15 protein-coding genes are annotated in these 16,559 nt (G+C 60.1%); 2 read left to right on the plus strand and 13 right to left on the minus strand.

Going from position 1 to position 16,559, the window contains the following annotated elements; genetic code table 11:
• Nucleotides 1-47: 47 nt before the first annotated feature.
• The 5 genes from PHX60_RS10890 to mutL all read right to left on the minus strand — a co-directional run bounded on the left by PHX60_RS10890 (nt 48) and on the right by mutL (nt 7,946).
• Nucleotides 48-1,349 carry a TolC family protein gene (locus tag PHX60_RS10890; protein ID WP_300077310.1) on the minus strand — a complete coding sequence of 434 codons (1,302 nt, stop codon included), beginning with the start codon at nt 1,347-1,349 and terminating at the stop codon, nt 48-50.
• Complete coding sequence (locus PHX60_RS10895) at nt 1,346-1,687, minus strand: DUF3240 family protein (RefSeq protein ID WP_300077312.1); 342 nt, start codon at nt 1,685-1,687, stop codon at nt 1,346-1,348. Before PHX60_RS10895 ends, PHX60_RS10890 begins: the two co-directional genes overlap by 4 nt.
• On the minus strand, nt 1,684-4,749 hold the full coding sequence (locus PHX60_RS10900) for a CusA/CzcA family heavy metal efflux RND transporter (RefSeq protein WP_300077314.1): 3,066 nt from the start codon (nt 4,747-4,749) through the stop codon (nt 1,684-1,686). The genes PHX60_RS10895 and PHX60_RS10900 overlap by 4 nt, the downstream gene beginning before the upstream one ends.
• Complete coding sequence (locus PHX60_RS10905; protein WP_300077316.1) at nt 4,750-5,916, minus strand: efflux RND transporter periplasmic adaptor subunit; 1,167 nt, start codon at nt 5,914-5,916, stop codon at nt 4,750-4,752.
• A gap of 80 nt (nt 5,917-5,996) precedes the next feature.
• Nucleotides 5,997-7,946, minus strand: a complete 1,950-nt coding sequence (gene mutL, locus PHX60_RS10910; protein WP_300077318.1) for a DNA mismatch repair endonuclease MutL — start codon at nt 7,944-7,946, stop codon at nt 5,997-5,999.
• Nucleotides 7,947-7,983: 37 nt separating this feature from the next.
• Here mutL and PHX60_RS10915 point away from each other — a divergent pair, with 37 nt between their 5' ends.
• Together PHX60_RS10915 and PHX60_RS10920 are read left to right on the plus strand one after the other, a co-directional pair.
• Nucleotides 7,984-8,643, plus strand: a complete 660-nt coding sequence (locus PHX60_RS10915) for a DedA family protein (protein ID WP_300077320.1) — start codon at nt 7,984-7,986, stop codon at nt 8,641-8,643.
• An 11-nt stretch (nt 8,644-8,654) separates the two neighbouring features.
• Nucleotides 8,655-9,638, plus strand: a complete 984-nt coding sequence (locus tag PHX60_RS10920; protein WP_300077322.1) for an asparaginase — start codon at nt 8,655-8,657, stop codon at nt 9,636-9,638.
• Nucleotides 9,639-9,672: 34 nt separating this feature from the next.
• Here the strand turns inward: PHX60_RS10920 and adk are convergent, their stop codons facing one another.
• The 8 genes from adk to PHX60_RS10960 all read right to left on the minus strand — a co-directional run.
• Entirely contained in the window at nt 9,673-10,329 is a 657-nt protein-coding gene (adk, locus tag PHX60_RS10925) for an adenylate kinase (RefSeq protein ID WP_300077324.1), read from the minus strand.
• Nucleotides 10,330-10,403: 74 nt separating this feature from the next.
• Nucleotides 10,404-11,210: a 3-deoxy-manno-octulosonate cytidylyltransferase gene (kdsB, locus tag PHX60_RS10930; RefSeq protein WP_300077326.1), complete on the minus strand. Its 807-nt coding sequence runs from the start codon at nt 11,208-11,210 to the stop codon at nt 10,404-10,406.
• Entirely contained in the window at nt 11,207-11,404 is a 198-nt protein-coding gene (locus PHX60_RS10935) for a Trm112 family protein (protein ID WP_300077328.1), read from the minus strand. The genes kdsB and PHX60_RS10935 overlap by 4 nt, the downstream gene beginning before the upstream one ends.
• Nucleotides 11,405-11,425: 21 nt before the next feature.
• Nucleotides 11,426-12,415, minus strand: a complete 990-nt coding sequence (lpxK, locus tag PHX60_RS10940) for a tetraacyldisaccharide 4'-kinase (protein ID WP_300077330.1) — start codon at nt 12,413-12,415, stop codon at nt 11,426-11,428.
• Nucleotides 12,416-12,458: 43 nt separating this feature from the next.
• Complete coding sequence (locus PHX60_RS10945; RefSeq protein ID WP_300077332.1) at nt 12,459-12,893, minus strand: biopolymer transporter ExbD; 435 nt, start codon at nt 12,891-12,893, stop codon at nt 12,459-12,461.
• Complete coding sequence (locus tag PHX60_RS10950) at nt 12,890-13,531, minus strand: MotA/TolQ/ExbB proton channel family protein (RefSeq protein ID WP_300077334.1); 642 nt, start codon at nt 13,529-13,531, stop codon at nt 12,890-12,892. The genes PHX60_RS10945 and PHX60_RS10950 overlap by 4 nt, the downstream gene beginning before the upstream one ends.
• Before the next feature lie 116 nt (nt 13,532-13,647).
• Nucleotides 13,648-14,655, minus strand: coding sequence for a hypothetical protein (locus tag PHX60_RS10955; protein WP_300077336.1), 1,008 nt, complete (start codon nt 14,653-14,655; stop codon nt 13,648-13,650).
• The coding region (locus PHX60_RS10960; RefSeq protein WP_300077338.1) for a glycosyltransferase at nt 14,652-16,559 on the minus strand (1,908 nt) is incomplete at its 5' end. The genes PHX60_RS10955 and PHX60_RS10960, both read right to left, overlap by 4 nt.

Below are 16,559 nucleotides of genomic sequence, written 5' to 3' on the forward strand. Positions count from 1 at the left end.
TATGCCTGAATGCACCAAAGCGATGCAAGCTCCCCATTTTTGGGCATTTAGTGTGTGGCCGGATGGGGCAAAGACCAGAGTTGGTGGGTATCTAGCTGCCAGCGGGCTTGGGCTTGGGTGGCCTCTAGGGCAGCGGCATCTGCCGCCAGCAGGGCTTCTAGGGCGCTGCGCTGGGCCAGCAGTACGTCATTGAGTTCGCTTTCACCCAGTTCGTAGGCACGCGCTTGCAGTGCGGCACTGCGCTGCATTTGCTCTAGCGCCTGTTGTAGCTGCACATTGACTTTTTTGGTTTGCGCTACCGCGCTGGCCACTTGCCAAGCAGCTGCTTCTACCCGCTGGCGGGTGCGGTGTAACTCGTGCTGGGCGATGTCTGCCTGTGCCAGTGCGGCTTGGTAGTCGGCTTGGCGTCCGGCTCGGCCCAAGGGTATCGAGAGGTAAACGCCCCACACCCGTTCTTGTCCACCGCGTTCGCGGGCGGCGCGTACCCCCACCGTAGGGTCGGCTTGCTGCTCTAGGCTGGCACGCTGGGCTTGCTGCTGGGCCTGCTGGGCTTTGGCTTGGGCCAGCTCTAGCTCGTGGTTATCGGCCAATATCTGCTCGACTGCGGCGGCCAAACTGGGTTCGGGGGTGTCAGCAGTGGTTTGCCGTGCTGCTGGTGCTGTTGGCAGGCTATCGGTGGGCAGCGCTAAACCGGGATAGAGGCGTTGGAAGGTTTGCACACGGGTATCGGCCTGCAAACGCGCCCGCATGGACTGGGCTTGGATACGGGCTTGCTCGGCGCGGGCGGCTTGTAACTCTAGCTGGGCGGCCTCGCCAGCTTGTACGCGGCGTTCGGTGTTGCCTAGTTGCTTACTGACCAATTGGCTTTGTGCCTCTAATAAATTGGCGCTGCGTAGGTCGCGCAGGGTATCGAACCAATCGTTGAGCAGGCTGCGGGCGGCCTCGTGCCAAGCATCGGCATAGGCCAATGCGCCTAAGCTGATTTCTGTGGCCCCCAACTGGCGGTCGGCGGCGGCTTTGCCGGGCCAGCGCACGGGGGTTTCTAGGCTGATTTCTGGCTCGGTGAAGCGCTGCTGGCTTTCCAAGTCATTGCGCCGGTTCAGTGTGATTTGGGCAGACCACTCGTGCGGGCCTGCTTGTAGGCGCTGGCTGCGGGCTTGGGCCAAAGGCAGGCCCGCCTTGGCCATTTGCACCGCAGGCAGTTGTTGCAAAACTTGCATCACCTGCGGGCTGGAGGGCAATAAATCGGGCGCGGTTTGCGCCAAAACGCTGCCAGCGGCGCTCAGGCACAACAGGCCCGCACCCCAACGCCAACGGCGTGTCAAAGCTGGTAAAAAATGCCACATCATGCTGATACTCCCAGTCTGCCAAACGCCAACAAGGGCACCACCCAGTAGGCAATTTGCGGGCTGGGCAGCTCGTGGCGCAAAATGGCCAGCAAGCTAGGCAACTGTGCTTGTGCCAAAGCCACTTGCACGATGATGCGCCGCGCCCGGCCCTGTACCTGCTCCATGCCCGAGGCCAATTGAATATGCCTGCCTACCCCTTGGCCCTGCACCACGGTAAAGCCCGGTGCCATGTCGGGGTGACTCAAAAGCAGGTCTAACATTTCTTCTTCCAGAGATTGGGGCAAAGCCAGGGTCAAGAGGCAATCGGGTGGGGTTTTGGTAGGAGTGGATAGGCTCATGCGGCCACCTTTTGAACAGGAACAGAAAAACGGCGGTACAAAATTGGCAGCAGTACCAAAGTGAGCAGGGTAGAACTGACCAAACCACCAATCACGACAATCGCCAGTGGGCGTTGGATTTCGGAGCCGGGGCCAGTGGCCAGCAGCAGCGGAATCAAGCCCAGCGCGGTGATGCTGGCCGTCATCAGCACCGGGCGCAAGCGGCGCAAGGCACCTTGGCGCACCACCTCATGCGGCGAGAGTCCGCGCGCGGCCAACTGGTTAAAACAGGTGACCAGCACCAAGCCATTCAGCACCGCAATCCCCATCAGGGCGATAAAGCCCACCGAGGCCGGCACCGAGAGGTACTCGCCCGACACGGCCAAGGCCACCACGCCACCAATCAAGGCCAGCGGGATATTGGCAAACACCAAAATCGCTTGGCGCAAACTGCCCAAAGTGGCAAACAGCACCCCCACAATCAAGGCCAGCGCCAGCGGCACCACCAAAGACAGGCGCGCGGCGGCACGTTGTTGGTTTTCAAACTGGCCGCCCCACGCCAAGCTATAACCGGCGGGCAGCTGGACTTTTTGTGCCACGGCGGCTTGGGCCTCGGCGACAAAACCGACCAAATCGCGTCCGCGCACATTGGCGCGCACCACGGCCATGCGCGAAGATTGTTCGCGCTCAATTTTGACCGGGCCATCGGTGACATCCAAACTGGCCAACTCGCTCAGGGCCACTACCTGGCCGTCGGGGGTTGGTAAGCTCAGTTGAGAAAATTGCTCGGGTGAGAGGCGCAGCTGCTCGCTGCCACGCACCACCAGCGGCACGCGGCGGCCTTCTTGCATCACGGTGCCAACACGCTGGCCTTCAACCAAGGCACGCAAATCGTTTTGAATCTGCTCGACCGTCATGCCCAAACGGCCAGCGGCCATGCGGTCAATTTGGATGCGGAAATACTGCACGCCGCCGTTTTGCGCCGTCAGGACATCTTCACTGCCGGGCAGCGCCTCTAGTACCGCCACAATCTCGCTCGCCAAGCGGGACAACTCATCGGCATTGCCACCAAACACCTTGACGGCCAAATCACCGCGCACGCCCGAGAGCATCTCGGAGGTTCGCATCTCAATGGGCTGGGTAAAACTCAGGTTGATGCCGGGAATGCCTTCGGCGGCCTGCCGAATCGCATCAATCAGCTCGGCCTTGGTCTTAAAGCGCCATTGTTCGCGCGGTTGCAGCACCAAAAAGCTATCGGTTTCGTTCAGGCCCATCGGGTCTAGGCCCAGTTCGTCCGAACCTACACGCGCCACGATGCTTTTGACTTCGGGCACGGCTTCTAAGATGCGCCGTTGCAAGGCTTGGTCGGTGGCGGCCGATTGGTCCAAGTGGATGGAGGGCAGTTTTTCGACCTGCATGATGATGTCGCCTTCGTCCAAGGAGGGCATAAAGGATTTACCAATGAACGGAAACAGCGCCAGCGCTCCGGCCAGCGCCAGCAAGGACAACACCACCACGGTGCGCGAATGCTTGAGCGCTGCATCCAGCAACGGGGTATAGGCAGCCTCCAGCTTACGCACCAACCACGGCGGGCCGTGGTGCTTGCTACTGAGCAGCAGCGAGGCCAGCACCGGAATCACCGTGAGCGATAGCAACAACGAGGCCCCGAGCGCAAACACAATCGTCAGGGCCACCGGGCCAAACAATTTGCCCTCTAAGCCTTGCAGCGTGAGCAGCGGCAAAAACACAATCATGATGATGATGACCCCCGCCCCCACCGGCGTGGCCACTTCTTGCGTGGCGCGGTACATGCTGTGCAGGCGCGACAAACCCGGCTCGGCTTGGCGCGCCTCGATGTTCTCCACCACCACCACTGCCGCATCCACCAACATACCAATCGCAATTGCCAAGCCACCCAGCGACATCAAATTGGCCGATAAGCCCCATTGCTGCATCAGCACAAAAGTGGCCAAGGCCGACAGCGGCAAAATCAGGGCCACCACCAGCGCGGCGCGCAGGTTGCCCAAAAACAGCAGCAACAACACCAGCACCAGCACGATGGCCTCGGTCAGGGCTTTGGTGACGGTGCCCACAGCGCGCTCGACCAAGTTGCCCCGGTCATAGAAGGGTACAATTTTGAGTCCTTGGGGCAAGGTGGCCTCGATTTCTGTCAGCCGCACCTTGACATCGTGTACCAATTTTTGTGCATTGGCACCGCGCAGGCCCAATACCAGCCCTTCTACCGCCTCGCCTTTGCCGTCTTGCGTCACGCTGCCATAGCGCGTGAGTGCGCCCAATTGGACTTTAGCGACATCGCCCACGCGCACGGCCAGTCCGTTGCGTTGCAGCACGCCAATGGCGCGCACATCGTCCAGGCTATTGATACTGCCATCGCTACGCACCAGCAGAGATTCTTCGCCGCTAGAGAGGCGGCCCGCGCCATCGTTGCGGTTGTTGGCGGCCAGCGCGTCTTGCAGCTGTTGCAACGATACTTGGCGCGCCGCCAAGGCGGCGACATCGGGCACCACCTCGAAGGTTTGCACCATGCCGCCCAAGGTGTTGACATCGGCCACACCGGCAATGCTACGCAAGCGCGGGCGAATCACGGTATCGAGGAGTTTGCGCTTTTCGGCCAAACTGGCATCGCCTTCTACCGTGAACATGAACATTTCGCCCAAAGGCGTGGTGATGGGGGCCAAACCACCCGAGAGGCCGGCAGGTAAATCGCCCATGACACCACTGAGGCGCTCGCTCACTTGCTGGCGCGCCCAGTAAATATCCGTGCCATCGGCAAAATCGAGCGTGATGTCGGCAATGGCGTATTTGCTCTGTGAGCGCAACATCACTTGGTGCGGAATGCCCAGCAGTTCTTGCTCAATCGGGGCGACAATGCGCGCCTCCACTTCCGCCGGGGTCATGCCGGGGGCCTTCAGGATGATTTTGACTTGGGTGGTCGAGACATCCGGGAAGGCATCAATCGGCAACTCGCGCAGCGCCAGCACGCCAGCGGCCAGCAAGGCCAACGCAAACAAGGCCGTCAGTAGCCGTTGCGACAGAGAAAAAGCAATCAGGCGTGACAACATTTATTGCGCCCCACCGCCAATGCCTTGCCAAGCGGCCTTGAGGGCCGCCGTGCCGTGCAGCACGATGGTCTCGCCGCCTTGCAAGCCGCTACGCACGCGCAAAATGCTGCCGCTTTCTTCGGCCAGTTCTACCGGGGTGGGCACAAAGCCTTTGGGGGTTTTGACAAACACATAGGCTTTGCCTTCGTGGCGCACCACGGATTGCGCCGGAATGCCCAAACTGCTGTCTGCCGCTGCGCTGCCCGACGGTGGAATCACTGTGGCCTGCACAAACTGGTTGACGCGCAAGCAGTCTTCGGCAGCGCTGAAGGAGGCGCGCAGTTGCACCGATTGGTTGCTGGCACTGACTTGGGGCACGATAGCTGTCAGGCGCGCAGGGGCTTTGCAGCCTTGCAGTGCCAACAAGGCCCCCACACGCAAATTGGCCGCTTGCTCTGGCGAGGCTTGCAGGGCGATGGCCAACTGGCCACTGCGCGCCAGTTTGGCCACTGATTCGCCCGCATTGAGTTTTTGGCCGGGGCTGGCCGTGACTTCTAACACGGTGCCGCTGACACTGGCACGCAGGGTCAGGCTGGGTTGTAGCTGGGCGCTGGCGTTGGACACACCCACCATTTGCAGCATTTGGCGGCGCTCGCGCACGGCCAGTTGGGCCAGCTCGTGCTGGGTGCGGCTGTCTTGCAAGCGCAGGCCCGCAATGATGCCTTCGGCATAGAGTTTTTCGTCGCGCGCTAGTTTGCTGGCAGCCAATCGGGCTTGGGCTTGGGCTTGCAGCAGCTCACGCTGCCAAGTGACCAGCTCCATGCTGCGTAGCTGGGCCACGGCTTGGCCTGCTTTGACCTGCTGGCCCGGACTGACCAACACTTGTTGCACCACCCCTGCCAGCGGGGCACTCAAAAGCTCGGTAGCTTGGGCGGGTAGCTCTACCGTGCCTTGCAATACCAGTCCGGTGCCGGGGCTGGCGTTGGCACTGGTGATGACTTGGGTGGTCAGGCCAGCAGCCTGAATTTGGGCGGCTGACCAGACCAGTGTTGTCTCTGCGGCCTGGGCCAAAGGAAAAAGAACAAGGGTGCAGGCCGCAGCAGCAGCGCGCAAGGTGCGCCGTGGTGCGCCGGTGGTCAAATCAAAAAGCATGGAGAAGGCGCGCGATAAATCGGCGCGAATGGGCAATAAAGGATGCCCACCATACCGGTGCCAGCTTAACCCTGTATGAACAGCGTCCCAGAACCCTAGCGCAGGCCAGCAGCGTTTTAACGGCCTCGCAAAAACAAGGCATCCAACTCCTGCAAACTCAGCTGCTGCCACGTGGGCCGCCCGTGGTTGCATTGGTCGGCGCGTTCGGTGCGTTCCATTTGGCGCAGCAGGGCGTTCATTTCTTCCAAAGTCAGGGCGCGGTTGGCGCGCACCGCCCCATGACAGGCCATGCTGGCCAAAATAGGGTTGCGCGCCCGTTCTAGCACCGTGCTGGCCTCGTGGCTGGCCAGTTCGGCCAGCACGCTACGCGCCAGCGCCACGGCATCGCCTTGTGCTAATGCCGCTGGCACAGACCGCACCGCCAAGGTTTTGGCAGAAAAAGCCGTAATTTCTAGCCCAAGTTGTGTCAAAGTGCTGGCGTGGTCTTCTGCCGTGGCCAATTCTGCTGGAGTAGCCGCAAAGGTGGTCGGAATCAGCAGGTTTTGGCTCGCCAGTGGGCCAGCGTGTTCGGCTTGGGCTTTGAGGCGCTCATACACAATGCGTTCGTGCGCCGCGTGCATATCGACCAGCACCAAACCGGCATCGTTTTGCGCCAAGATGTAAATGCCATGCAATTGCGCCAATGCCCGCCCCAGCGGCCACACCGGGCCATTCAGGTCAGGGCTGCTGGCGTTGGGGGCCAAAGTGGCGGCTGTGCTTGCAGGTGGCGCGATGTGCGCCGCTGTTTGGGGGGGCAAGGGGGCTACTTTGGCAGGCTCCCACAAGCGCTGCAAATCTTGCACGCGGTGTCCGGCCCGTTCTTCCAGCGGCATTCTGGCTTGCCGTGCTGGGGCGATAGGGACAATCGGGCCAATGGGGGCAACAGAGCCAGCTGGGGAAGCAGGTGCAGCGCTGGTGCTGGGGGCCGCTGCACTGCTGGCTTGACCAGCGCGTGGCGCAGCCAAAGCCTGTTCTACGGCGTGGCGCACTGCCTGATGCACCGCGCCGCTGTTGCGAAAGCGTACTTCTATTTTGGTGGGATGCACATTCACATCCACCTGTGCTGGGTCGATGTCAATATACAGCGCATAGTTGGGCTGGCGCTGGCCGTGCAATACGTCTTCGTAGGCGCTACGCACGGCATGGCTGATGACTTTATCGCGCACAAAACGCCCATTCACATAGACAAACTGCTGATCCCCGCGTGGACGCGCCGTATCGGGCAGGCCCACGCGCCCGGTGATGCTCAATGGTCCTTCTGGGTGTTGCAGCGCCAGCGAGCTTGCTACCCAGTCTTGCCGCAACACATCGGCCAAACGACGCGCGAGGGCATCGTGGCCTTCTTGGCCGGGCACCAAGGTAGCGCGCCACTGTTCTTGCAGCTTGCCCTCGTGCCAAATCTCGAAAGCCACATCAGGCCGGGCCAGCGCTTGGCGGCGCACCGCTTCGATGCAATGGGCCAACTCGGTGGCATTGGATTTGAGAAACTTGCGCCGCGCCGGGGTGGAATAAAACAACTCTTTCACTTCCACCGTGGTGCCGGGGTTGCGTGCCACCGGGCGTAATTCACCCGTGCGGGCATCCAACAAAAAAGCGCTGCTTTGTCCGGCTGGGCGCGAGAGCAAAGCGGTTTCAGAGACTGATGCAATCGCCGCCAGTGCCTCGCCACGAAAACCCATCGTGGCCACGGTTTCTAAATCGTGCAGATTGGTGATTTTGCTGGTGGCATGGCGACGCAAAGCCAAAGCCAACTCCGCCTGTGGGATGCCGCTGCCGTTGTCTTCTACGGCTATCAGGCGCACACCACCGGCAAGCAGGCGCACGGTAATTTGCGTGGCTCCAGCATCCAAGGCATTGTCCAGCAACTCGCGCAGCACCGAGGCTGGGCGTTCTACCACCTCTCCGGCGGCGATTTGGCTGATTAATTCATCGGGCAGCTCACGAATCGGGCGCACGCCCTGCGCTGGCAAAGAAGACGGGGTGGGGTGGGAGGCAGTAGGGGCATTCACCGCACCGATTGTAGGCATAGCGATAATCGCCCGCTACCGACCGGAACCCCTCTTCATGGAAGCTATTTCTTTTCTTTTGGATTTCATCCTGCATGTGGACAAGCACATCCAAGCCTTTGTGCTGGCCTATGGCGCTTGGGTGTATGCGCTGCTGTTTATCATTGTGTTTGTCGAGACCGGCGTGGTGGTGATGCCATTTTTGCCGGGCGATTCTTTGCTGTTTATTGTCGGCGCTTTGTGTGGTGTTGGCATGATGGAGTTTGTCCCCGCCTGCACGGTGCTGCTGCTGGCCGCCATTTTGGGCGACCAATGCAATTACATGATAGGGCGCTACTTTGGCCCCAAGGTGTTCCAGTGGGAGAACTCGCGCTGGTTTAACCGCCGCGCCTTTGACCAAGCCCATGCCTTTTACGAGCGCTACGGTGGCATCACGATTGTGCTGGCGCGCTTTATGCCCTTCATCCGCACCTTTGCGCCGTTTGTGGCCGGGGTGGCGGCCATGGACAGGCGCAAGTTCAGCGCCTTTAATGTGTTCGGGGCTTTGGTTTGGGTGCTGGGCATTTGCAGCGCAGGTTATTTTTTTGGCAACCTGCCTTGGGTGCAAGCCAATTTAGAAAAGATTATTTGGGGCTTGATTTTGGTGCCGGGCCTGATTGCCATTTTTGGCGCTTGGCGTGGTAGCCGCAATGCTGCCGTGCCGGGCAATGCGTTGTAAACACCGCTGTCATGTCGTCACGGCCTGCTATTGTGGTGCTGGGTACGGGTGGCACGATTGCCGGTGTCGCCCCTTCTGCCCATGACAACCTAGGCTACCAAGCGGCACAACAATCGGTAGCAACCTTGTTGCAAGCGCTGGGGCCGGGCGGCGTGCCCACGGGCATGACCTTGCTGGCCGAGCAAGTGGCGCAAATTGACAGCAAAGACATGGATTTTCCCATCTGGCAGGCCTTGGCGCAGCGCTGCCAACATTATTTGCAACAGCCGCAGGTGCAGGGCATGGTGATTACCCACGGCACCGATACGCTAGAAGAAAGCGCTTGGTTTTTGCATCTGGCCTTAGCCGCCCACAAGCCGGTGGTGTTGACTTGCGCTATGCGCCCCGCTACGGCCTTGTTTGCCGATGGCCCGCAAAACCTGCGCGACGCTTTGGCCGTTGCTGCTCATGCTGGGGCGCAAGGTGTGGTAGCGGTATGCGCCGGAACCCTCCACAGCGCCCAGCGGGTACAAAAAGTGCATCCTTACCGGCTGGATGCCTTTGATTCGGGCGATGCTGGCCCACTGGGTTGGGTAGAAGAAGGTCAAATACGCTTGGCACAGCCGTGGCCCTTAGCCGCCCCGACCAGCCCTCAGCACCTAGCGCAGGTTTTGCAGCCCAACACCGCTTGGCCTCGGGTAGAAATCATCTTCAGCCATGCGGGTGCCAGTGCTGCTACCGTGGATGCTTTGGTCGCCAGTGGCGTGCAAGGCTTGGTGGTAGCAGCCACCGGCAATGGCAGCGTCCACCAAGCCTTGCTTCCTGCCTTGGAGCGCGCCCAGACTGCCGGGGTAGCGTTGCTGATAGCCAGCCGTTGCCCGTGGGGGGCCTTGGTTTGTCACCCAAAACAGCCACCGCCTTGGCCGTGGGCGCTTGGCTTGAGTCCAATTAAAGCACGTATCAGCTTGTTATGGCAGTTGTTGTGCCAGCAAGCCAACAAAAACGCCCCGCCATAAGGCAGGGCGCGGTGATCACAGCACAGCGACAGAATTAACTGGCCAAAGCCTCAAAAGCGCGTGCGGTGATGTCTTCGACGCTGCCGGTGCCGCTGATGGCGCGGTACTTGGGCGCAGCCGCTGGCTCTTGGGCGGCCCATTGGCTGTAATAGTCCACCAGCGGACGGGTTTGGGCGCTGTACACATCCAAACGCTTCTTCACGGTTTCTTCCTTGTCGTCTTCGCGCTGCACCAGTGGCTCGCCGGTGACATCATCCACGCCTTCCACCTTGGGCGGGTTGAATTTGACGTGGTAGGTGCGACCCGAAGCGGGGTGCGAACGACGACCGCTCATGCGCTCAATGATGGCATCAAAGGGCACGTCAATTTCTAGCACATAGTCTAGCTTGACACCAGCAGCCTTCATGGCATCGGCTTGCGGAATGGTACGCGGGAAGCCATCGAACAAGAAACCATTGGCACAATCGGGCTGGGCAATACGCTCTTTGACCAAGTTGATAATCAAATCATCGCTGACCAAACCGCCCGCATCCATCACTGCCTTGGCTTGGATGCCCAACGCAGTGCCCGCCTTGACCGCAGCACGCAGCATGTCGCCGGTTGAAATTTGTGGAATGCCATATTTTTGGCAAATGAAGGTGGCTTGGGTGCCTTTTCCAGCGCCGGGTGCGCCGAGCAGAATCAGTCTCATGAGAAATCCTTTGCCTCTGGGTGTAAAAATGGACAAAGCCGCTGTCTGCAAAGGGCTTGCGGACAGCGCTTGGGTCAACTGGCAAGCATAGCACGCACGCGCTCTAAATCTTGCGGGGTATCGACACCGGGGCCGGGGGCGTTGGCTGCCACATGCACCGCGATGCGCTGCCCATGCCACAGGGCGCGCAATTGCTCTAGCGCTTCAAGGGCCTCGGTGGGGGCCGGGGCCAGTTGTGGAAACTGGCGCAAAAACCCAGCACGGTAACTGTACAAGCCAATATGGCGCAGGGGGGCAAAATCTGCCAAAGCCGCTACGCCGGGCTGGTTTTGCGCGGCCTGGCCATCCCACCATGCAGTGGCTGGCGTATCGCGCGCATGGGGAATGGGGGCACGGCTAAAGTATTGCGCCATGCCACGCCCATCCAGCACCACCTTGACCACGTTGGGGTTGTGGTAGTCGGCCAAACTGTCAATGCGATGGGCGGCAGTGCCCATGCTGGCCTCGGGGTGCCGGTGCAGCAATTCGGCCACAGCAGCAATCAGCAGCGGGTCTATCAAAGGCTCATCGCCTTGCACATTGACCACGACATCATCGCCCGACAAACCCAGTAGGGCGCAAGCCTCGGCCAAGCGGTCACTGCCATTGGAGTGGTCGGCACGGGTCAGGATGGCTTCGATGCCGTGGGCCGCGCAAACCTGCTGGATACGGGCATCGTCGCAGGCCACGACGCTACGCAAAGCACCACTTTGGGCCGCCCGTTGGGCCACGCGCACCACCATCGGCAAACCGGCAATATCGGCCAAGGGTTTGTTGGGCAGACGGCTAGAGGCCATGCGCGCCGGAATCAGTACCGTAAAAACGGCTGGATGGGCGCTCATGCAGCAGCGGCCCAATGCTCGATTTCGTCGTCGGTGAGTGGACGGGCTTCGTCTTCTAACAAGACCGGAATACCATCGCGCACCGGATAGGCCAAGCGCGCGCTGCGCGAGACCAGCTCTTGGTATTCGCGGTCATAAATTAACGGGCCTTTGGTCACGGGGCAGACCAGCAGTTCAAGCAGTTTGGAATCCATAGCAGGGCAAGGCTCACAATGTCAGGAAGGAGAACGCGATGATAGTGTGCGCGCCAAGCAAGCATCCAAGGCGCTAAAAAATCCCGGCACCAACTGTAGCTGCAAGGGCACCGCCAAGGCTTGGGGATAGTAGCGCCAGAGTTTGGCGGCATCTTTTTCGGTACACAGCAGGATGTGGCCGGGTGGGGCCGGGCAGTGCCAAGCAGCAAAACTGAAATGGTCGGGCAGGGCCACGGTTTGCGCCAAGCGCAAGCCTTGCGCTTCTAGCATGGTAAAAAAACGCTCGGGCCGGGCAATGGCCGCCACGGCCACCAAGGCTTGCCCTTGCAAGTCGGATAAGGCCACCGTGCTGCCGTCGGCGCGCACGGCCCTAGGGGCCAATTGGCGTTGCAAGGCAAAACCAGGGGCGCTGCTGCCTGCTGGGGCGGCGGTGCCTGCATACACCAGCAAATCAAGCGCACGCGGCCAAGGCTCGCGCAGGGGGCCAGCGGGCAATAGCCAACCGTTGCCAATGCCATCCTCATTGAAGACGCAAATTTCTACATCACGCGCCAAGGCCCAATGTTGTAAGCCATCGTCACAAATAATGATATTTACCTCGGGGTGTTGCGCCCGCAGCTGGCGCGCCGCAGCGATGCGCTGGCGTGCTACGGCCACCGGCACTTGGCAGGTACGGGCAATGAGCAAAGGCTCATCGCCCACCGCTTGCGCGCTGCTATCGGGCTGCACCAAACGGACATCCGTGGTTTGGCGACCATAACCGCGCGAAACCACGCCCGGCTGCCAGCCTTGGGCCTGCAAATGGCGTAACACCGCCATCACCACCGGGGTTTTGCCCGCACCACCGGCAATCACGTTGCCCACCACCACCACAGGCACGCCCGGATGCTGTGCGGTGCGCCAGCCTTGGCGGTACAGCAGCCGCTGGCCAGCAGCCAGCAGGCGGTACAGTTGCGACAGCGGCCACAACAGCCGCGCCGCTAGGCCGCGTTGCTGCCACCACTGCCGCAATGCTGCCTCCGGCCTAGCGGCAGTTGGCGTAGCTGGGCGTGGCTTAGGGACTGCCGATGCCCGCACTGGCCGAGGATTGGGTGGCAAAGGTAATTTGCGTTAAACCGACACGGCGCGCCGCTTCCATTACGGTAATGACGGATTGGTGTGGTGCCGTGGCATCGGCGCTAATCACAATCACACTGCCCGCCTGGCCTTTGCTGGCTTCGCGCAGGGCATCGGCTACTGGGTCAATGCCTTTGCCAGCAAGCGTTGTTTTGTTGACGGCATAGCGCCCATCGGCGGCCACCGCCACAATAATTTCTTTGGGGCGGTCGCGCAATTGTTCGGTGTCGGCCACCGGTAGCGTTAGTTGCACCTCGGTGAATTTGCTGTAAGTGGTGGTCAACATCAAAAAGATGAGAATCACCAGCAACACGTCGATGAACGGGATCAGGTTGATCTCCGGCTCTTCTTTTTGGCGCGGGCGGAAGTTCATTTACGCAACAGCAGCAAATGGCGCACAAACTTATCTGCCGACAGCTCTAACGTGAGCAGATAAGCATCCACACGACCACGGAAGTAGCGCCAGAAAATCAGTGCCGGAATGGCCACCATCAAACCAAACGCCGTGTTGTACAAGGCCACCGAAATACCATGCGCTAATTTAGCTGGATTGCCACCGCCCATCGCTTGGCCCAAACCGCCAGCGCCCACTTGGGCACCAAAAATTTCAATCATGCCAATCACGGTACCCAGCAAGCCCAACAGAGGCGCTGCCGAGGCAATGGTGGCCAAGGCCGTGAGGTATTTTTCGAGCCGATGGGCCACCGCACGCCCAGTGCCTTCTACGGTGGCACGCAAATCGGCCTCCGAGCAACGCGGGTTGGTGTTCAGGGCCTGCAAAGCACTGGCCAGCACTTCGCCCAAGGCCGAGTTTTGCGCCAATTGGGCCACGACATCGGCACTGGGAACGCCACTGCTAGAGACGCTCATGGCTTCTTGCAGCAATTGGGGTGGCGTGACACGCACCGCACGCAAGGCCACAAAGCGCTCCAAAATGAGCGCCAGCGCCAAAATGGAGCAGACTATAAGGGGCCAGATAGGCCAGCCTGCGGCTTGAATAATCGACAGCAAGGGGTTCTCTCCGCTGGGGGTAAGGAAAGGGGGATTATCTCCCAGCTTGTCTAGGTCTATTCACCCATCCAGCCCTAGAACTGTATCCAAGCGCAAGTGAACCGAGAAAAAGTAACTCAATACAAATCGCTATCGGCCAAGGTGAAGGCGTAATCTTGGTTCAGGTCTATGCCTTCTGGCAAAGCGCTGTAACTGCGGTACACCGCCTGCACCGGCAAGGGGGCCTCCAGCGGAACAAAGCCCCAGCGGGCCAGCCACGCATAGGCGGGGCAGGCTTTGCCTAAAAAAGTACGAACCTGAGAGATGCCACGCGCTTGTAGCCATTGCACGATTGGATTCCAAGCGTCACGGACAGCCTGGGGTTGCTCGGGCAGCATGATATCAACCAACACCGCCTGCCCTGCATCCGTGGGCGTAAGCACCACAAAGCCCACAGGCACCGCCGACAATACCGACCACAGTGCAAAACGCCAATAGCAGCGGCCTTGGCGGTCAGCAAAGCGCCAAGCCAAGAAGGCTTGGTCTCGCACCAGCGCCGCCTTCAAGCCCTGCCGACGCTCAGCCCAGAAATCATTCCAAATGGGTTCGGAAAAATCGGTAGCCAGCACTTGAACCGCATGGCCATAGTTTGGCTTGTGTGCCGCTGGCAGGGTAAGCTGCCACCAGCTACCATTTTGGTACAAAGAACACAGGCCCAACAGATGCTCTAAACGCGTCGTTCTGTCCAAGCCGATACCGACCGCCAGCGCCACCGCGTTGGCATCGGCCATTGCATGAAACGTTTTTGCAGCCATCACCAAAGGCCCCTGCCGCGCCGCGCCCACACGCCCGCGCCACAAGGGGTGGCTATAGTGATCGCGTACCAACAGCAGCGGCAATTCCTGCCCGTGTATCCAACAGCGATGCACACTGGCCCCGACAAACGCGGCCAACGTACCATCGTTGGCTTGACTAATGGCAGCGATCCAGCCACTCTGGCCGGGCAAATGCAGCTGGTAGCGCCACGCCCAAATTGCCGGTGCGCGGTGGTCTAAAAAACTGTGCATGAACCCAGCTTGCACTGCTGGCCAATCGGCCTCGGTCATGGCGCGTGCCACGCCGTCCGCAAAAGAAAGCTCAGTCATGATGTTGTTGCTGGATGGGTAGCAATGATGTGGGTGCCTACATAACGCATTTGGTAATGCAGACGGTAGTTTTCTTGCAAGAAATCGCCCCACTTGTCGCGCAACAGTTGCAATTCTCGGTGCAGCTCTGTGTATTTGGCCTCAGAGTCAATCGCTCCACGGGTGCGCGACTCGCGGTGAATGCAGCCCACATCGCTGGCCTGTACCACCCGCCAGCCAAGTTGGCGTACATGCAGGCTGAAATCCACATCGTTGAAAGAGACGGCAAAGCGCTCGTCAAAACCATTGCAAGCCTCAAACACCATGCGCCGTGTCAGCAGACAAGCCCCGGTCACGGCGGATACATTGCGTGGTATGTGCAAGCCCTTGCCATCGCTTTCGTTGGTGACGTTGTGCGCCCCCCAGACACGGTCGGTTACCACGCCATCGTGCTGCAAACCACCACCATCTTCTGGGGCATATTCCAGACGCGCCCCGACAATGCCAATCGCCGCATCGAGCGTGAGATAACGGGCCAACTGGGTCAAGGTGTCTGGTGCTGTGAACTCTATATCGTCGTTGAGAAACAACAGCCAGGGGGTCTCCGCATGGCGGGCAGCCGCATTATTGAGCGCGGCCCAATTGAACGCTCGGTCATCGTCCAGCACCTGCCAGCCCACTTGTTGCCGCGCCAAGGCCAACAAAGCTTGTGTGGCTTGGTCTTCAGAAGAGACCCGATTGCACACCAGCAACACCCGCAAATCAGGGTAATCTTGCTGCAACAACGACGTTAAAAGCCGCGCCAAGTCTTCAGGATTGTGGTGGGTGAGGATAATTGCCGTGAGCGGTTCTAAGGGGGCTTGCCACTGGTGGCGCAAACCACCCCCTTGGGTGGCGACTTGGCTTTGCACCTGAAGCAGCCCACGCTGTTGCAAATGGCTACTGACACTGCGGCAGGCGGCAGCAAAAGCATAGGGCTTGGCAGAGGCATCGTAGGCGACGGAGGTCTCGCTGGCGCGCCAGTCGTACAACGGCAAGGCCACATGGCCCACTTGTAGCTGGGGACGTTCCGCCAATCGCAACCATAAATCCCAGTCTTGGCTGCCATCAAATCCGGCGCGCAAACCACCGACTTGCTGAAACACGTCGGCACGCACGGCCGAGAAATGGTTGATGTAATTGAGGTGCAACAGGGTTTCTGGTGCCCAAGTCGGCTTGTGGTAGGTGTGTAGCAATACACCATTGCGGTCAATCTGGCGGCTATCGGTGTAGAGGCATTCCACGGCAGGCTGCACCCGGATATGGGCGGCCATTTCTAGCAGGGCATCGGGGTCTAAGCGGTCATCATGGTCTAAAAAAGCCAGCCAATCGGCATCGGCCAAAGCCAAGGCGGTTTGACTGGCCGCCACAATACCGCCACGCTCTGAACGGCGTTGGATACGCACACGGCCATCTTGAAGCGCCAACGCTTGCAAACGCTCTAGCAGCGCCAGCACCGGTGGATGCGTGCTGGCATCATCGGCAATACACAATTGCCAATGGCGGTAACTTTGTTGCAGCACCGAATGCACCGCCTCGGCCAGAAACTCGGGCGCAGGGTCACATACGGGCAACACAATGGCAAAACAAGGGCCATCGGCAAAAGCCCGCCCGGCCAAGCGGCTGACATCTGCACTGGCCAAGGGGCCAGGGGCCAGTAAATCGGCCCAACGTTGCAATTGTTGGATGGTTGTTTGGGCTTGCTGATGGCGCTTGGCTTGCGCTTCATATTCCTGTGCTTGGGTCTGGGCTTTGTCCTGCTCTAATTCCAGGGCAAGTACCAAATTGAACACATCATTCAGCCCTGTGGGCGTGATGCGTTGCAGCAGCTTGCGTAGCACCACCTGCCCCCAAGGGGTGTAACCTTTGCGCTGATGTTGGGTGTG

The organism is Giesbergeria sp. (assembly GCF_028686475.1).
GTDB lineage: Bacteria > Pseudomonadota > Gammaproteobacteria > Burkholderiales > Burkholderiaceae_C > Simplicispira.

Coding starts and splice junctions, on each gene's coding strand:
- PHX60_RS10890 (WP_300077310.1), bottom strand. CDS start 1,349: ATGATGTGGCATTTTTTACCAGCTTTGACACGCCGTTGGCGTTGGGGT.
- PHX60_RS10895 (WP_300077312.1), bottom strand. CDS start 1,687: ATGAGCCTATCCACTCCTACCAAAACCCCACCCGATTGCCTCTTGACC.
- PHX60_RS10900 (WP_300077314.1), bottom strand. CDS start 4,749: ATGTTGTCACGCCTGATTGCTTTTTCTCTGTCGCAACGGCTACTGACG.
- mutL (WP_300077318.1), bottom strand. CDS start 7,946: ATGCCTACAATCGGTGCGGTGAATGCCCCTACTGCCTCCCACCCCACC.
- PHX60_RS10915 (WP_300077320.1), top strand. CDS start 7,984: ATGGAAGCTATTTCTTTTCTTTTGGATTTCATCCTGCATGTGGACAAG.
- PHX60_RS10920 (WP_300077322.1), top strand. CDS start 8,655: ATGTCGTCACGGCCTGCTATTGTGGTGCTGGGTACGGGTGGCACGATT.
- adk (WP_300077324.1), bottom strand. CDS start 10,329: ATGAGACTGATTCTGCTCGGCGCACCCGGCGCTGGAAAAGGCACCCAA.
- kdsB (WP_300077326.1), bottom strand. CDS start 11,210: ATGAGCGCCCATCCAGCCGTTTTTACGGTACTGATTCCGGCGCGCATG.
- PHX60_RS10935 (WP_300077328.1), bottom strand. CDS start 11,404: ATGGATTCCAAACTGCTTGAACTGCTGGTCTGCCCCGTGACCAAAGGC.
- PHX60_RS10945 (WP_300077332.1), bottom strand. CDS start 12,893: ATGAACTTCCGCCCGCGCCAAAAAGAAGAGCCGGAGATCAACCTGATC.
- PHX60_RS10955 (WP_300077336.1), bottom strand. CDS start 14,655: ATGACTGAGCTTTCTTTTGCGGACGGCGTGGCACGCGCCATGACCGAG.